Genomic DNA, 16820 nt, shown 5'->3' with positions numbered 1-16820 from the left:
GCCTGCGGTTCACGTTCCACCCGGCCTTGGCAGGTTTTTTGGTACTGACTTCGGCGGCGCTGGCTTGGCTTTGCTGTCCTCGGGCAGCCAGGCCTCAGGAGCACCGGCTCTGACCATGACTTCGCGCAGCGAGATGCGTGTGCCATCCTTGCGCTTACTTTCTTCGGCGGCTTCCATGAAGGCGTAGATCTCCAGCGTCTGCTTCGCGGAGACAGGCGGCTGCTTGGTCTGGAAGAATTTGATGATCTCGCTCAGCATCGGCGTGTAATCGCCTTCGGACTTTTGTTCGGTGATCTTGCTGTCGCCGAAGCGGGTGAGCTTGTAACCCTTCGCCCCTTCATGAATGGCGTGCAGGGTGCCGGTGCGGCTGCCGGACCACAAACCAGTGACGATGGAGGCGGATGCCGTGGTGGTGCGGGTCACGGAGAGGCAGCCGGAACCCATGACGGTGAACAGCGCCTCCGCCGGATGAATGCCGTAGAAAAAGAGGTCGGGATGATGCGGCAGGACATGCGCAGGACCGTAGGAGAGGGCACTGCGTGCGGGTGTCGGCTCAGCGTTGGCAACTTCGAGCACGCCGGGATACCAGCGCACGGCGGAGGCGCTGAAGACGGGCACCTTGGCCGTGGCGGCGAGCTGGTAGATGGTCACGGCGTCCTTCAATGAAGCGGCGACCGGCTTGTCCATGAACACCGGTTTGCCTGCGGCGATGATTTGTTTCATCTGCTCCAGACGCGGGCGGCCATCGAGGCTGAGCAGCAGGATGGCATCCACGTCTTTGCAGGCCTCGGCCACGCTGGCGACGATGCGCACACCGAATTTATCACGCAGCGCGGCGGTGAAGCCGTCGAGACGTGATTTGCTTTCCTCGATGTCGGGACTGCCGCCGGGAAAGGCCACGACGACGCGTGCGCCGGGGATGTGATTGGGATTGGCCGGATCATTCAGCCGCAGCGCGAACTGCTCCGAATGCGAGGTGTCGAGGCCGATGATGCCGATGCGAAGGTCGTCTGCCATGAGGTGCGTGCGCCCTAACGCCGACAGCCATCCCATGACGAGGATGATCCAGATCGTGAGGCTGCTTGGTGGTCGCATGCTGGAAAATGCAGGCGTGCCACCCAATGCGCAACTGCGGAGTGCTTGACCGTCCCGACCGGCCTGCTAGGCTCGCGCCATGGAAACCGTCAGAATTGGCATTGTTGGTCTCGGAAACATGGGCAAAGCGCACCTCGCGAACATCCGCGCGGGCAAAGTGCCAGGACTGCGCGTCACGGCGCTGTGCGAGAGCGTTGGCACGCTGCCGAACTTGGTGGAAGGCGAGAAAGCCTTCACGGACGTGAACCTGATGATTCGCAGCGGCCACATCGACGCGATCCTTATCTGCACCCCGCATTTCAGTCACACCACCATCGGCATCGAGGCGCTCAAAGCCGGGCTGCATGTGCTGGTGGAGAAGCCGATTTCCGTCCACAAGGCCGACTGCGAGCGCCTGATCGCTGCGCACACAGACAAGAGCAAAATTTTCGCCGCCATGTTCAACATGCGCACGAACGCCTGCTTCAGGAAGGTCAAAGACCTCATCGACAGCGGCGAGATCGGTGCCGTGCGCCGCGTGCATTGGGAGGTGACGAACTGGTTCCGCACCAATTACTACTACGCCACCGGCGGCTGGCGCGGCACATGGAAGGGTGAAGGCGGCGGCGTGCTGATGAATCAATGCCCGCACAACCTCGACCTGTTCCAATGGCTGTTCGGCATGCCGCAAAAAGTGCGCGGCTTCTGCCAGTTTGGCCGCTTCCATGAGATCGAGGTCGAGGACGATGTCACTGCCGTGATGCAATACGACAACGGCACCACGGCCACGTTTGTCACCAGCACCGGCGAAGCGCCGGGCATCAACAAGCTCGAAATTTCCGCCGAACAGGGCCGCCTGACCGTCACCGACGGCACAACGATCCACTTCCAGCGCAATCGCAAGCCGATGAGCAAGTTTTGCATGGAAGCGGAGGCCGCATTCGCCATGCCAGAGAGCTGGCATATGAACATTCCGGTCGAGCAGACCGGCGGACAGCACGTCGAGATTCTGCAGAACTTCACCAATGCCATTTTGAAAGGCGAGCATCTGCTGTCGCCCGCCGCCGAAGGCATCCGCAGCGTCGAACTCGCCAACGCCATCCTGCTTTCCACCTGGCAGGATGCCACCATCACGCTGCCCATGTCCGCCGCCGATTATGAGCGCATTTTGATCGAAAAAGGCGAAGCCTCGACTTTCCAGAAGACTAAGGTCGTTGCGAAAGCGACCGCTGATGACTTCGCGAAGAGTTTCCGCTAATCTTCAAAACAAAGCCGCCACCCAGTGATGGGTGGCGGCTTTTTGTTTGGATGCTGTGCCGAAGAGTTACTCGTCCACCTTCAATTTATTGAACACAAAGGCCGCCACGCCAGCACCGGTGATGCAGAACACCCAGTAGGCCCAGAGCTGGCCGCTTTTGAGGATGTTCATCGCCACCGCTCCGGTGGCGACTGCCGGATTGAAGGCCGCACCTGAAATGTTGCCGACGGCAAAGGCACCCATCGTCACCGTCAGGCCGATCGCCGCGCCGTAGAAGCTGTTGTTCGTATTTGCCTTCGTGGTGGCAACGTTCAGCACCACCCAGGCCAGCGCAAAAGTGCCGATGATCTCGGCCACGATCAGCTTGCTGAGGACAAAATCCGCCGGAGCCGTCGCCTTGCCGCGCAACCAGCTCACCGCCATGGCCGCCAGCAACGCGCCGCCGACCTGGCACAGGATATAGGGGACGACATCCTTCGTGTCGCACTTGCCGCGCAGCCAGACCGCTACGGTGACGGCAGGATTGAAGTGCGCGCCGGAGATGTGCCCACCGGCATAAATCATGACAGCGAGGGCGAGGCCGATGCCGATGGGTGCAAGCGGGTTTCCACCGATCACGTTGTGACCGACGGCATAGACGAGAAAGAAGGTTCCGATAAGTTCTGTGATGTATTTCTTCATGGCGGGGGAATAAGACGAAATACACAGGGGTTTGGCAAGCAAAACTCCCGCAAGGTTTCAGGCCGGCCCAAAGCGCTATTTCGCCGCCTGCTTGAGCGCCTGCAATGACGGAGCGCCACTCAGCTTCGCCAGCTCCGCGGCCACAATGTCCGCACGTCGTGCCGCCTCCGCACGGTCTTTCGCTTTCGCCTTCGTCGCTGCAAGCAGCGTCGAACGCAGCTTTTCAGCGAAGGCTGGCGACTGGTTCGCCCCACTGGCCTCCCAGTCCTGCGCAAACGAGTTCACCAGCCGCGCCAGCTCCGCATCATTTTGCTCCAGCTTCTCGATTACGGCGCTCACTTCTGCCGGCGTGGCTGCTGCAGTGCCCATGTTCGCAGATGAAGCTGAGCTTTTCTTGGAGGCAGGCCAGAAAATCAACGCTGCCAGCGCGGCCAACACCAGTCCCACGAAGCCAAACGTCAGCCCCATCTGCTGCTTTTGCGTCATTGCAGCGGCTTTCTTCTGCGGCGGCCCCTTGGGCCGGTGATCGAGTGTGTCCGGCTGCTCAACGCCAGACTCCTGCTTCATCGCCGCATTGATATAAGCACGAAACTCACCCGCATCCTGGTAGCGCTTCTCGGGATCGGGATGGAGGGCCTTGGCGATGATGTCGTCCCAGCGCGGCGACACCTTGGCATACAACGTGACCGGGCGGCGTGGCGTCTCCGGCACACGGCCGGTCAGCATCTCATAGAGCGCCACGCCCGCAGCATAAATGTCCACACGATGGTCCGTCACACTGCCGCCACGAATCTCCGGAGCGGCGTAGTCCGGCGTACCCATCGGGTTGTCCTCCTCCGCCTCATTTGTGGGACGTGCCAGTCCAAAGTCCGCCACTTTCACATGGTCGGCGTCATTGACCATGATGTTCCCTGGCTTGATGTCGCGGTGGATGATGCCGTGCTGGTGCGCGAAGCTTAGCGCCTCGCAGAGCTGCATGGCCAGGTTCGTGGCCTTGCGCAACGGCAGGTTGGTCTTGTGGATGAGATCGTGCAGCGAGCGACCCTCGATCCATTCCATCACGAGGTACAGATGGCCGCCCGGCGTGATACCAAAATCGTACACACCCACAATGTTCGTGTGATTGAGCTTCGCCATCGCCCGCGCCTCGATTTTAAAGCGGTCGGCGAACCCCTGTTCCGCGCTAAACTTGGGCGGCAGGATTTTCACCCCCACGCGGCGCTCCAGGCTGTCTTGGTAGGCTTTGTACACCGCGCCCATGCCACCGCAGGCCGCGAGTTTTTCAAACCTGAACTGCGGCAGGTAGGCGGACATCTCCTCGATGCTGGGAACATCGAACGACGGCTGATCAGTGGGTGCGGCTGCTTCGGACATAAAGTGGCGCATTATTACCCGCCCATTCACCCGGCGGCGAGAAAAATTACGACTGGAGCCGTGTTCCGTTCACGCCTGATCTTCAGACTGATGCATGGCCGTCACACGCTAACGAAAGACCGCACTGTTCCCGAACTGCGACACCTTCTGGGGGCATTCCGCAGCGGCAGTCACCCGCTCGTCAAGAACGGCAACGAACACTTCTGCGCAGGGAAACAACCCTAAAGAATGCTGAAATTTGCGTTGACGCTTCACGGCTCGCTCTCATAACCTGCAAATACGGCAACAGCCGCCAACAACACTATGGCCAAGAAAGCAGCAACCAAATCCAAACCGGCAGCCAAAAAAGCCGCCAAACCGGCAGCCAAACCGGCAGCCAAAAAGGCCGCCAAGAAGCCCGCAGCCAAACGTAAGCCAAATCCAGCCCTGATGAAGCCGGTGCAGCCTGATGCGATCCTCGCGGTCGTCGTCGGCAGCAAACCCGCTCCTCGTGGCCAGATCACAAAGAAGCTCTGGGACTACATCAAGAAGAACGGTCTCCAGGACGCCAAGAACAAGCGCAACATCAATGCCGATGACGCATTGAAGGCCGTGTTCGGCGGCAAGAAGCAGGTGACGATGTTTGAGATGACCAAGCTGGTCTCCAACCACATCGGTGCCTGATTCGATCCTGCATTCCTCGACGCCGCGCCCGGTTTGACCAGGCGCGGCGCTTTTTTGTTCGTGCTCGATCTCCCCACGGCTCTGTGGTTGTGGCGACACGCTCAGAGTGTGTGCAGCACGTAGTCGAGTTCCATGAACTCGGCCACCTCTGGAACCCAGCGCTGCTGCACGAAAGCGATGTGATCAGGATGATCGCTGTAGAAGGCGTAAGCAGCCGCATCGACGAACTCCATCGAGAGGCCGAAGGTGAACGGGTTCTTGGCGCTCGTCTGGCGCAGACACTCGAACTTTTGCACGCCTCCGATCTTCGCGAGTTCACAGGCGGCTTGAAGAAAATCACGCTCGGCGGCGGAGCCGGGCGCATGCTTGAGACGAAAGGCGACGGTGTGACGGATCATGGGACAAGAACCAACGATCTCAGAAGTCCCAGCGTTGCGCTTTTCCATTCACGGGCGCGACTTCGATGAAATCGATCTCCGCATCCGGCAAATAGACGCGCATCGTGCCAAGCGGACCTTTGTCTTTGAGTTCGACCGTCAATTCCTGCCAGTCGCCCGATTTGATCTCCAGCGGCGCTGAATGAACGATGCTGAGGTCGGCGGAGGTGTTGGGATGCGAGTCGATCTTGCCTGCGCCGCCGGTCTGGCTGCGCACCCGCAGCTTCACCACCGCCGGACCGTTCATCTTGGCCATGCCATGACCAAGGAAGGCCATTCCTGGCTTCCCAGTGTTTCTCATACTGAGGACGCCATCGGTGATGGTCGCCTTGCAGCCGCGTTCCTTCCAGTGATCCAAAAGTCCGGCCAGTTCATCTCGCTGCAAGTCCTGCAGGAGTTCTATCCTGCATTTCTCACACTCTCTCGTGAAAGTGAAACAGCGTGACGGCGGCCTTTTTTGTAGCTCGGTATTCCGATACCGAGACGGTGCCGTCGCGGAATCGGAATTCCGCGCTACAACCCCGCGCCGCCACAAACTGCGGGTGAGAAATGCATGGTAGGCGGGGAAGTGGCTCAAAGCTTCACTTCGGCCTGCGGTTTCGCTTTCGTGACGGGAAACGACTTTGTCTGCGATGACACCGTCACGTCATACCAACCTGAAAATCCGCGCCAGCTCACGCGACCAGCTGCGTCGGTCTTCAAACTGACTTCAGTATGCCATTTCTGGCCGATCCATTCTTCCAGCACCTTGGCGCGAGTGCGGGGCGTCCAGTCTTTGTTCCATGAAGCGGCTTCAGGTTTCCAATGGGAACCCTCCCAAAAGCCCCAGAGCAAAAAACTGGTGTAAGCCGGATGGCTGAAGACGGCGATGAGGACATCGCGCGTGTAGTCGGCGGCGAGTTCTTCATCATCAGTGGTGATGACGTCATATTCGGTGATCGCCTGATGTGGCACGACCTTCGTGAAGCGATCCGCCACGGCGAGCAGATGCTCCGGGGATGGCAGATAAGTCTCGTCGAAGTGCGCCTGATTGCCGAGACCTGCCACGGTGAGGCCGGCGGCGTTCAGTGCCTTGATGTAGGCAAAGGTGTTTTCGCACTGAGGGCCTGGGCGGAAGACTTGATCTTCATTGACGAAGAACGGCAGCTTCGTCAGCGAGCGTGCGAGTTCAAACACCTCGCGATCAATGTGCTCCAAGCCGGGGCGTTTGTTCAGCATGTCCGCCCCATCCCAGGCGATGGGGTGATTGATCACGTCCCACTCGATGACGCGGTCCTTCACGAAGCTCATGCGCTCACGCACGCTGTCGAGGATGCTCGTGCGAATGACAGCGTTGTCCTTGATCGACTGAAAATTGAACGGCGTGGCGATCTGCATCAAGTAATGACCACGCACGGCGACGTGACGCTTCGCGCACCAGGCGAAGGCTTGATCCAGTTCGGCATTGCGCTGGCTGCGGCGGTTCTCGTCGAACTCGGGCGACCAGTTGCCGTCTTTGAGATCGTTTTCAAACACCACGATGCTGAACAGCCGCTCGACGATGTCGCGATGACGCTGGTCATCGTCGCTGGTGCCGGAAATGTGCTTCGCTCTGATGGCAGAACCAAAACCGAACTCATGTTTGCGCAGCGTGAGCTTCACCTCGGTGTCGGCGAGCGGTTGGCCGTCGGCACCGGTCAGCGTGAGCGAGAGATCGGCTTTGCGCTGCTGCTCGATGCGCTCCAGCGCCGCCTTGCGCCATGGCGCGTCGGCTTCACGGCCTGGGTAGCTACGCTTGATGCCTTTGGCACGAGGAAAGGCGGCAATGTCGATGCTGGCGGGGAATTTGAGCACGCGAATGCTCTCGATCTCGATGCTCTGTGCCTTTTGACCGCACAGCAGCGCCACGGCGGCTTTGTCAGCCGGGATGTCGTCTGTCGCGACGAAGGTGACCGGTTGCTCCAGCCATTCGCGATGGATGACGATGCCAATCGCCGGGCCAAACGAGGTGTAAGGCGCTGCTCTGAGCTGCAACTTCGCCTGCACCTCGCCAAACTTTGCATCGCCCACGACACGCGCCTTGATGATGGCAAGCACGCGCTCATCCTTGGCAATGGCCGCAGTGCAGGGTGCTGTGAACTGCGCGTTGTAGGACTTCGCCTCATCCGCTTGCGTGATGGTGATGCGTTTCCCCGTCGCGAGTTCCTCGACCTTGCCAGCCCTCTCGTTGGCCGAAGCTTGCAAAGCACCGCCGATCTCCATGCCACCCTGCGGCACATTCAGTGCATGCAGCGGGCAGAGTGCAATCAGGAGCAGCGCAAGGCAAAGAAGGTGATTCATCCGACCATCGTGGATGCCGCAGAGCGCTTTCGCAACCACCTGCCTCGAACGGAATCGCTGTTGCCAGAAGCTCTCGCCCGTCGCTACAATCGCCCCACCATGATCTTCCGCCACCTCGCTCTCGTCCTCGCGCTTTCCATCACCGCACTGCATGCGGAAACCGTCGCCCCGGACAGTGTGCGCGTGCTGACCGATGTGCCTTACAAGCAGGGCGATGCTCTGAGCGACTACGAGAAGGAGCGCTGCAAACTCGATGTCTATCTGCCAAAAGCGGGCAAGGACTTCGCGACGCTGGTGTGGTTTCACGGCGGTGGTTTGACCAATGGCGACAAGAATGGCCAGCAGATCAAGAGCGACTCGGTCAAGACAGCACAGATCGCCCGCAGTCTGGCGACGGCGGGCATTGCGGTGGTGTCGCCGAATTATCGTCTCAGCCCGAAGGCTAGGTTTCCGGCTTACATTCAAGACGCCGCAGCAGCCGTGGCCTGGACTCAGGCGCACATCACCGAGCACGGTGGTGATGCAACGAAGGTTTTCGTCGGCGGTCACTCCGCAGGCGGCTACCTGACGCTGATGCTCGGCATGGACGCGCATTACCTTGCCGATGCAGGTGTGAAACTCGCTGGCATCGCCGGATTCATCCCCGTGAGTGGTCAAACGATGACGCACTACACGATCCGAGCTGAGCGTGGCGAACCGAAGAATGCCATCACCGCCGATGAGGCCGCGCCCGTCCACTTCGTGCGTGCCGACACGCCGCCTTTCCTCGTGTTGTATGCAGATCGCGACATGGCGGCACGGGCGGAGGAGAACGCCTTCTTCGCTGCGCTGATGCGCGGCGTCGGCAACAAGCGTGTCACCAGCCGCATGATCAAAGATCGCACGCACGGCAGCATCGCCAGCGAGATCGAGAAGGACGGCGATCCGGCACGCGTGGCGATCCTGGAGTTCATCCAGGCGAATGGCGTGAAGCGCTGAAGCCGCCTCACTTCGCCTTCTTTTTCTTCTTTCCTTTGCCCGCCCTGTTCGCTTGGCCCCACTTCGGTGGCATCAGGGTTGCATTCCACGCATCCCAGGCTGCGGTCATTTGCTTCAGCTTGTCTGGTTCACTGGTGGCGAGGTTGTTCTTCTCGCCGATGTCGTCTTTGAGATTGTAGAGTGCCCTGCCGCCACCATCGCGGGCTTCCACCAACTTCCAGTCGCCTTGGCGCAACGCCATCTGATCACCAAAGCGCCAGTAGAGCGCCTCATGCGGCGCGGCTTTGTTTTCACCGGTGATGTAGGGCAGCAGATTCGCGCCATCGAGCTTCCACGCAGGGTCGATCTCGACTCCGGCGGCGGCGAGCGCGGTGGGATGGATGTCGAGCTGGATCACGGGGCGGTCATCGACCTGTCCCGCTGGAATGCGTCCCTTCCACTGCATCATGAACGGCACTCGAATGCCACCTTCCCAGGTCTGGGACTTGAAACCACGCAACGAGCCGTTCTGGCTGGTGGTCTGCGGCGTGGGGCCGCCGTTGTCGCTGAAGAAAATGACCAGAGTGTTCTCCTCCTGGCCGAGTTCACGGATTTTCGCCAGCACGCTGCCGACACCATCGTCCATGGCGGAAAGCATGCCGGCAAAGGCCTTGCGTTTGCCTTCGATGCCGGGAAAGCGGCTCAGATACTTTTCCGTGGCCTGCATGGGTGAATGCACGGCGTTGAAGGCGAGATAGACGAACCACGGCTTGTCCTGGCTGCGCCCGATGAAGCCTGCGGCCTCGCTGGCAAAGGTGTCGGTGGTGTATTCGAGTTTCGGGACGATCTCCGTGCCTTTCAGAACAGGGTTCGCCTTGTCGCCAGTCGCGTCGAAGTAATCATGCGCACCGCCAAGGAAGCCGTGGAAATAGTCAAAGCCGCGCTTCAGCGGATGAAACTCCGGTTTGTAGCCGAGATGTGATTTGCCGATCCACGCCGTGGCATAACCTGCGGCTTTCATGCGGTCGCCGATCGTCGTTTCCGTGAGCGGCAGACCAAAATGCTCCACCGCCGCTTCCGCCGGACCTGGATTGAACTCATGCCCGAAACGGTTTTGATAACGTCCCGTCATGAAACCCGCCCGCGTCGGACTGCAATACGGTCCGCTGACGTAGCCGCTGGTGAAACGCACGCCGTTCTTCGCGATGCTGTCGATGTTTGGCGTCGGGATGTCCTTGGCAAAGCCCTGGCAGCCAAGCTCGCCCCAGCCGAGGTCGTCAGCGAGGATCACGAGCACGTTGGGTTTGCCGGCGGCGGCTGCCAGCGTGGTGAAGGAAAGCAGCGCGAAGGCAAGGTGGGTCAGCTTCATGGTCGCGCTGAAACGTGCGGCGCGGATGAAAATTACAGCCATCGTCCGTCGCTGATTTTTCTCGCAGGAGCGGGCGTCATCATGCTATTGCTTGGCTCCATGCCGTCCTTCATTCCCATCGCAGGTGATCCTGCTCTCATCTACCTCATCGGCGGCACGCTGGGGCTGTTGGTGATCGCATCAGCCATCGGCTTTGTTTTGGCAAAGCGAGCGAGCACAGACGCGGCCAAGGCCACCATGGCGAATTTGAACGCCCGCACGAACGCGTGGTGGCTGATGGTGGCGGTGTTTGCAGGGGCGCTGGCGCTGGGGAACATCGGGACCACGATCTTGTTCGGGCTGTGCTCATTCATGGCGCTGCGGGAGTTCATCACGTTGTCACCGACAAAGCCGGGGGACCACCGCACGCTGTTCTGGGTGTTCTTCATCATCACGCCGCTGCATTACTACTTCCTGGCGACGGCGTGGTTTGGCATGTTCACGATTTTGATCCCGGTTTACGCCTTTCTGTTCGTGCCGTTGCGCACGGCGATGGCGGGTGACTGCGAGCGTTTTCTGGAACGCACGGCGAAGATCCAATGGGGGCTGATGGTGTGCGTGTATTGCATCAGCTACGCGCCAGCGATCCTGCTGCTGCTCAAAATTCCCGGCTTTGCAGGCCAGAACGCGAAGCTGCTGTTCTGGTTCGTCGCTGTCGTCGAGATGAGTGATGTGATGCAGTACGTGTGGGGCAAAACTTGTGGCAAACACAAGATCGCGCCCAGCGTGAGTCCGGGCAAAACGTGGGAAGGCTTGATCGGTGGCGGTGTGACGACCGTGGGCCTCGGCGCGGCGTTGTGGTGGGCCACACCGTTTTCACCGCTGCAGGCAGTAGGCATGTCAGCCATCATTGTGCTCATGGGCTTCGCCGGTGGTCTGGTGATGTCGGCGATCAAACGTGATCGCGGCGTTAAAGACTGGGGCACCGCCATTGGCGGTCACGGCGGTGTCATGGACCGCATGGACTCGCTGAGCTTCGCCGCGCCAGTGTTTTTCCATGTGGTGCGCTATGCGTTCGATGCGTGATGGCGGAAAGCCGCTGAGCATGGCGGACGTACACCAGCACCATGATTTTCCGCACCTGCCTTGTTTCTGCTGTTGTCATCGCCTCTGCCCAGGGGGCGACGAAGCTCGATTTCAACCGCGATATTCGGCCAATCCTGAGTGATAACTGCTTCGCCTGCCACGGGCTGGACGCGAAGAAGCGGAAGGCGGATTTGCGGCTGGATACAGCCGAGGGAGCGTATGCGGCGATTGAAGGGGCGTATCCGATCAAGCCGGGCAATCCAGACGCGAGCACGGTCATCCTACGCATGCTGTCGAAAGATGAAGACGAAGTGATGCCGCCGCCGGACTCGCACAAGAAGGTGACACCGGCACAAATCGAAATTTTGCAGCGCTGGATCAAGGAAGGGGCGGAGTACAAGAAACATTGGGCGTTTGAGGCTCCGGTCAAAGCAGCACCGCCATCGGTCAAGGGCATGGTCAAAAACGGGATTGATGCCTTTATTCAGGCGAGACTGGCTGATGAAGGGCTTTCGCCTTCGTCGGAAGCATCCAAGGAGACGCTGATTCGTCGTGTGACGCTCGATTTGACCGGCCTGCCGCCGACTTTGGCAGAGATCGACGCGTTTCTCGCGGACAGCAGCCCGGATGCGTATGAGAAAGTCGTCGCACGGCTGCTGAAGTCGGAGCGCTATGGCGAGCACATGGGGCGCTACTGGCTGGATGCGGCGCGGTATGCGGACACGCATGGTCTGCATCTCGACAACGAGCGCAGCATGTGGCCCTACCGCGACTGGGTGGTGCGCGCCTTCAATGCGAACCTGCCGTATGATCAGTTCACGGTGTGGCAGCTCGCGGGTGATCTGCTGCCGAATACGACGACGGACCAGCAGATCGCGTCCGGTTTCAATCGCTGCAACGTGACGACGAGCGAAGGCGGCAGCATCAATGAGGAGTTTGTCTTCCGCTATGCCGTGGACCGCACGGACACGACGATGGCAGTGTGGATGGGCCTCACGGCGGGCTGCGCGGTGTGTCACGATCACAAGTTCGATCCGATCTCGCAGAAGGAGTTTTACTCGATGTATGCGTTCTTCAACAGCGCCGCCGATCCGGGCATGGACGGCAACATTTTGATGACGCCGCCGATTTTGAAGCTCAGCACCGCTGAACAAAAAAAGCAGCTCACGGAACTGGAGCAAAACATCGCCGCCACACAGACGAAGATCCGCGAGGCGATCAAGAGCCTGAACTACATCGACCCCACCACGCTGAATCCACCGCCGCCGGTGCAGACGAGCGAGACGGTGTGGTTTGAAGATGCGTTTCCGGCGGGTGCAAACTTGGAATCGAGCGGTGGCGATAAAACGACCTTTGTGAGCAAGGACAAAGGCCCCGTGTTCAGCGGCAATACGGCGCTGAAACGCACCGCGACAGGAGTGGCGCAGGATTTCTTTGCGAATGGCGCGAAATTTGAGATTCCGCCGAACGGCAAGCTCACGACCTATTGCTACATTGATCCGGCAAATCCACCGAAGGCGGTCATGCTGCAATTTCACACCGCAGGATGGAATCATCGCGCAGTGTGGGGTGAGGAAGGCGCGATTCCCTTCGGCCAGGTGCGCACGCCCGAAAAGGTGCAGATGGGAGCACTGCCGAAGGCGGGCGAGTGGGTGAAGCTCGAAGTTCCGGCCGAGCGTCTCGGTTTGAAACCGGGCATCAAGGTCACCGGCTATGCGTTCACGCAGTTCGGCGGCACAGTGTACTGGGATCACATGGCGATGAGTTCGCGTGTCGATCCCGCGAAGGATCCGCAGTGGTCGTGGAAGATGTGGACTGAGAAGAGCCAGGGCAAACGCATCGAAGGTCTGCCGAATGACCTGCAAACCCTTGTGCGTGGCAAGAAAGCCGCTGAATGGCCGGAAAAGGAAGTCGCCCGTCTCAAAGAGTGGTGGTTTGAAAACGAGTATCAAGGTGCGCGCAGCATCGTTGATGGCGTGCGCGGTGAGAAACTCGCGTTTGAGTCGAAAAAGAAAGCTCTCGATGAGGTGATCCCCGCCACCTTCGTCATGGCCGATCTGCCGCAGCAGCGGGACAGCTTCATCATGGAGCGCGGCCAGTATGACAAGCCGAAGGACAAGGTTACTCGCGGCACACCGGCCATTTTCCCGCCGCTGCCGAAGCAGGACAACTACAGCCGCATGGACCTCGCGAAATGGCTGGTGAGCCCGCAGCATCCGCTCACGGCCCGCGTGCAGGCGAATCGACTGTGGCAGCAGTTCTTCGGCACTGGCTTGGTGAAGACCAGCAATGATTTCGGCTCGCAAGGCGAGCCACCGAGTCATCCCGAACTGCTCGACTGGCTGGCAGTGTCGTTTCGCGAGAGCGGCTGGGACATGAAGGCGTTCGTGAAGCTGATCGTGACCTCGCATGCCTACAGACAAAGTGCTCAGTGTTCAGTGCTCAGTTTGCAGAAAGACCCAGAGAACCGCCTGCTCGCCCATGGGCCGCGCTTCCGCCTCGATGCCGAGGTGGTGCGCGATCAGGCCTTGTTTGTGTCCGGTTTGCTCAGTCCAAAGATCGGTGGCAAAGGCGTGAAGCCCTACCAGCCGGAGAACATCTGGGAACCCGTCGGTTTCGGCGGCAGCAACACGCGCAACTACATCCAGGACCACGGCGAGTCGCTCTACCGCCGCAGCCTTTACACCTTCTGGAAGCGCACCGCACCGCCGCCGAACATGACCTCGTTCGATGCTCCAAACCGCGAGAGCTACTGCCTGCGCCGCGAGCGCAGCAACACGCCGCTTCAGGCGCTCACGCTCATGAATGACGTGCAGTTCTTCGAGGCCGCGCGCAATTTCGCCCAGCAGGTGATGCAAACCAACACCAGCACCGATGCGCGCATCACCGCGCTGTTCCGCATCACCACCGGCCGCTTCCCCAATGCTCAGGAGGCCGAAATCATCCGCCAGTCGCTCGACAAACACCTCGCCGCCTATGCCGCGAAGCCCGAGGAGGCGAAGAAGGCCATCAGCTACGGCGAATCGAAGCCCGACGAGAAGCTCAATCCCGCCGAACTCGCGGCGTGGACCCTGGTGGCGAATCTGGTGATGAATCTCGACGAGGCGGTGACAAAGGGGTGAGCAAAAATGACGAAACCAGAATGAGGAATGAAGCCCCAATGCTTCAAGACTTACGTGCTGCGTCATTCAAACTCCGTCACTCGGTCCGCCGACGAAAAGCAGATCACCATCTCGATGTGCTCGGTGAGGGCGTCATGCACGGGGTTGGCTTGACCGTGTAGTTCGATGCGCAGCTCGAAAGCGAGTTCCGGAGTGATGGCACATCCGTCGGAGATGAAGTGTTGCAAGCCCTCATAGTCTTAAAGATCAGCTTTGACACTCACGGCCGCGCATTCCATCTCACGCGGTGATTCCACTCGATCTGTCTCTTGCCGATGTTCCCAGCCTGCCTGTGCATGCGGCGCGGTTGTTGGCGAAGGAGGGCGTCAAAACGGTGGCGGATGTGGTGTGGCATCTGCCGTTCCGGCATGAGGACCGGCGGCACATGCAGGCGATGGCGTTTCAGGCGGGGCCGCTGCCGTCGTGCCATCATGTTTTGGTCACGAAGACGGGGAACAAGTTCTTTGGCGGCCGTTCCGGCGTGTTTGAGGCGGTGGTGCGGCATGCGACGGGTCTGCTGGGCCAGCAGCTGACGCTGAAGTGGTGGAACATGCCGTTCATGAGCCGGGTGATCGCCGAGGGGCAGGAATTGATCGTGTATGGGGTGATCAAGGACTCGAAGGGCCGCCTGAGCATGTCGCATCCGGAGTATGAGATCGTCAAAGGCGGCGCGGATGACGATGCGGAGCAGATTCACACCGGGCGCATCACGCCGATCTACCGCCTGAAGGGAGCGATGACGCAGAAGGCGCTGCGCGTGGCGGTGTGGCATGTGTGTCAGGCGCTGCCGGTGTCATTCGTCGATGATCTGCTGCCGACACCGAGTGCGGAGGGCGAGTTCGCGGGTCAGACGCGTGCGCTGGCACTGCGGGAGGTGCATTTTCCGTCGAGCATGGAGAAACTGGAGCAGTCGCGGCGCTATCTGGCGCTGGAGGAGTTTTACGGCTACCAGCTCCGTGTGGCACGGCGGAAACGGCGGGTGATCGAATCCGGCGGGCGCAAACAAATCGGCACGGGCGAGTTGCTGCGTGATTTTTTCAACGAATTGCCCTTTCAGCTCACGACAGCGCAGCAACGCTGCTTGGACGAGATTCATCGCGACATGGCCTCCGGTGCGCCGATGAATCGGCTGCTGCACGGCGATGTGGGCAGCGGCAAAACGGTGGTGGCTTTCGCGGCGATGCTACGGGCGGTCGAATCCGGTCGGCAGGCCGTGCTTATGGCACCGACGCAGATTTTGGCCGAGCAGCATGCGCGCAATGCACGCAAGTGGCTGGAGCCGCTGGGACTGCGTGTGGCGTTGCGCACGGGTCAGACGCGTCAGACCAGTCCGACGGGTCAGACGGAGATCGTGATCGGCACGCACGCGCTGCTGCATGATGCGGAACTGATGCACAACACGGGAATCGTGGTGATCGATGAGCAGCACAAGTTTGGTGTGGCGCAGCGGGCGAAGCTGATCCGCAAGGGCGACACGCCGGATGTGCTGGTGATGACGGCCACGCCGATCCCGCGTACGCTGACACTGACGATTTACGGCGATCTGGAAGTCTCGACGATCGACCAGAAGCCGCGCGATGGCGTGAAGATCGTCACGAAGGTGCGACCGAAGACGAAGCTGAAGGACGCGGCGAAGTTTTTGCGCGAGCAGATCGAGGAAGGTCGCCAGGGTTACATCGTGTATGCGCTGATTGATGAATCGGACAAGCTGGAGGCGGGAGCGGCGACGAAAGGCTACGAGGAGTGGTCCAAACTGCTCGCGCCCTGTGAGGTGGGGCTGCTGCATGGCCGGATGAGCGCGGAGGAGAAGGAGGACGTGATGAAACGCTTCCGTGCGGGCAAGCTGGATGCGCTGGTTGCGACGACGGTCATCGAGGTGGGCATTGATGTGCCGAATGCGACGGTGATGTTCATTCACGACGCGGGCCGGTTTGGGCTCGCGCAGTTGCATCAGTTGCGCGGGCGCATCGGACGTGGGGCGCACATGAGCTACTGCGTGCTGTTTGTGGATGATAAGGACGAGGAGAACCGCCAGCGGCTGGCGATCATGGAGGAGACGAGCGACGGCTTCCAGATCGCCGAGGAAGACCTGCGGCGGCGTGGTCCGGGCGATGTTTTAGGCCACGCGCAGAGCGGGCAGGCCCCGCTGCTGTTTGGCGAACTGCTGGCGGATACGCGACTGGTGCGGCTGGCGCGTCAGCTTGCGGAAAAGACGCTGGATGAAGATCCGCAACTGCTGCGCCCGGCTTTGGCAACGTTCCGTGATGAACCGGTGATCGCTGAGAAGGCGCAGGCGATGATGCAGTGAGACGTCTGGCTCTGAGGCATGGCTTATTTAATTCTACCTTGTTAGGTATTCCGGCGTGATTTTCGTTGTTTTGGCAGTCCCAGCTTCTTCCTTTGACGGCGCTGCGCGTTGGTCGCATCTCGGCGTCGTCGTGCGTGACGTGTGTTCAATTGCT

The 16820-nt window shown here is 60.2% G+C and carries 15 protein-coding genes; 7 read left to right on the top strand and 8 right to left on the bottom strand.

Annotated features, from left to right (window positions below; translation table 11 throughout):
- Nucleotides 1-9 precede the first annotated feature (9 nt).
- Nucleotides 10-1095 carry a Gfo/Idh/MocA family protein gene (locus ACKVY0_RS11220; protein ID WP_409214907.1) on the bottom strand — a complete coding sequence of 362 codons (1086 nt, stop codon included), beginning with the start codon at nt 1093-1095 and terminating at the stop codon, nt 10-12.
- Between the two features lie 79 nt (nt 1096-1174).
- On the opposite strand from ACKVY0_RS11220, the gene ACKVY0_RS11215 reads away from it, so the two are divergent.
- Nucleotides 1175-2332: a Gfo/Idh/MocA family protein gene (locus tag ACKVY0_RS11215; protein WP_409214906.1), complete on the top strand. Its 1158-nt coding sequence runs from the start codon at nt 1175-1177 to the stop codon at nt 2330-2332.
- A 66-nt stretch (nt 2333-2398) separates the two neighbouring features.
- Here the strand turns inward: ACKVY0_RS11215 and ACKVY0_RS11210 are convergent, their stop codons facing one another.
- A complete protein-coding gene (locus tag ACKVY0_RS11210) occupies nt 2399-3013 on the bottom strand; it encodes an MIP/aquaporin family protein (protein ID WP_409214905.1) in 615 nt (204 codons plus the stop codon).
- 75 nt (nt 3014-3088) lie between these two features.
- Nucleotides 3089-4387 (bottom strand): serine/threonine-protein kinase, encoded by a 1299-nt coding sequence (locus ACKVY0_RS11205; protein WP_409214904.1) that lies wholly within the window; start codon nt 4385-4387, stop codon nt 3089-3091.
- A gap of 303 nt (nt 4388-4690) precedes the next feature.
- Between ACKVY0_RS11205 and ACKVY0_RS11200 the strand changes: the two genes are divergently transcribed.
- Nucleotides 4691-5050, top strand: coding sequence for an SWIB/MDM2 domain-containing protein (locus tag ACKVY0_RS11200; protein ID WP_409214903.1), 360 nt, complete (start codon nt 4691-4693; stop codon nt 5048-5050).
- Nucleotides 5051-5151: 101 nt separating this feature from the next.
- Here ACKVY0_RS11200 and ACKVY0_RS11195 read toward each other — a convergent pair whose 3' ends face one another.
- Together ACKVY0_RS11195 and ACKVY0_RS11190 are read right to left on the bottom strand one after the other, a co-directional pair.
- On the bottom strand, nt 5152-5448 hold the full coding sequence (locus ACKVY0_RS11195) for a Dabb family protein (protein WP_409214902.1): 297 nt from the start codon (nt 5446-5448) through the stop codon (nt 5152-5154).
- A 19-nt stretch (nt 5449-5467) separates the two neighbouring features.
- Nucleotides 5468-5743 (bottom strand): hypothetical protein, encoded by a 276-nt coding sequence (locus ACKVY0_RS11190; protein ID WP_409214901.1) that lies wholly within the window; start codon nt 5741-5743, stop codon nt 5468-5470.
- Nucleotides 5744-5746: 3 nt separating this feature from the next.
- Between ACKVY0_RS11190 and ACKVY0_RS11185 the strand changes: the two genes are divergently transcribed.
- Nucleotides 5747-5932, top strand: coding sequence for a hypothetical protein (locus ACKVY0_RS11185; protein WP_409214900.1), 186 nt, complete (start codon nt 5747-5749; stop codon nt 5930-5932).
- A 128-nt stretch (nt 5933-6060) separates the two neighbouring features.
- Here the strand turns inward: ACKVY0_RS11185 and ACKVY0_RS11180 are convergent, their stop codons facing one another.
- Nucleotides 6061-7806 carry an endo-1,4-beta-xylanase gene (locus ACKVY0_RS11180; protein ID WP_409214899.1) on the bottom strand — a complete coding sequence of 582 codons (1746 nt, stop codon included), beginning with the start codon at nt 7804-7806 and terminating at the stop codon, nt 6061-6063.
- 99 nt (nt 7807-7905) lie between these two features.
- On the opposite strand from ACKVY0_RS11180, the gene ACKVY0_RS11175 reads away from it, so the two are divergent.
- Complete coding sequence (locus ACKVY0_RS11175) at nt 7906-8784, top strand: alpha/beta hydrolase (protein ID WP_409214898.1); 879 nt, start codon at nt 7906-7908, stop codon at nt 8782-8784.
- A 7-nt stretch (nt 8785-8791) separates the two neighbouring features.
- Here ACKVY0_RS11175 and ACKVY0_RS11170 read toward each other — a convergent pair whose 3' ends face one another.
- On the bottom strand, nt 8792-10132 hold the full coding sequence (locus ACKVY0_RS11170; protein ID WP_409214897.1) for a sulfatase: 1341 nt from the start codon (nt 10130-10132) through the stop codon (nt 8792-8794).
- Between the two features lie 99 nt (nt 10133-10231).
- Here ACKVY0_RS11170 and ACKVY0_RS11165 point away from each other — a divergent pair, with 99 nt between their 5' ends.
- Together ACKVY0_RS11165 and ACKVY0_RS11160 are read left to right on the top strand one after the other, a co-directional pair.
- Nucleotides 10232-11197: a phosphatidate cytidylyltransferase gene (locus ACKVY0_RS11165; RefSeq protein WP_409214896.1), complete on the top strand. Its 966-nt coding sequence runs from the start codon at nt 10232-10234 to the stop codon at nt 11195-11197.
- A gap of 41 nt (nt 11198-11238) precedes the next feature.
- On the top strand, nt 11239-14319 hold the full coding sequence (locus tag ACKVY0_RS11160; protein ID WP_409214895.1) for a PSD1 and planctomycete cytochrome C domain-containing protein: 3081 nt from the start codon (nt 11239-11241) through the stop codon (nt 14317-14319).
- Nucleotides 14320-14381: 62 nt separating this feature from the next.
- On the opposite strand, the gene ACKVY0_RS11155 is transcribed toward ACKVY0_RS11160, so the two are convergent.
- Nucleotides 14382-14546 carry a hypothetical protein gene (locus tag ACKVY0_RS11155; protein ID WP_409214894.1) on the bottom strand — a complete coding sequence of 55 codons (165 nt, stop codon included), beginning with the start codon at nt 14544-14546 and terminating at the stop codon, nt 14382-14384.
- 59 nt (nt 14547-14605) lie between these two features.
- On the opposite strand from ACKVY0_RS11155, the gene recG reads away from it, so the two are divergent.
- Nucleotides 14606-16666, top strand: a complete 2061-nt coding sequence (recG, locus tag ACKVY0_RS11150; RefSeq protein ID WP_409214893.1) for an ATP-dependent DNA helicase RecG — start codon at nt 14606-14608, stop codon at nt 16664-16666.
- Nucleotides 16667-16820 lie beyond the last annotated feature (154 nt).

Origin of the sequence: Prosthecobacter sp., assembly GCF_046154365.1 — a bacterium.
Taxonomy (GTDB): domain Bacteria; phylum Verrucomicrobiota; class Verrucomicrobiia; order Verrucomicrobiales; family Verrucomicrobiaceae; genus Prosthecobacter.
This window is presented reverse-complemented; position numbering and strand designations above follow the sequence as displayed.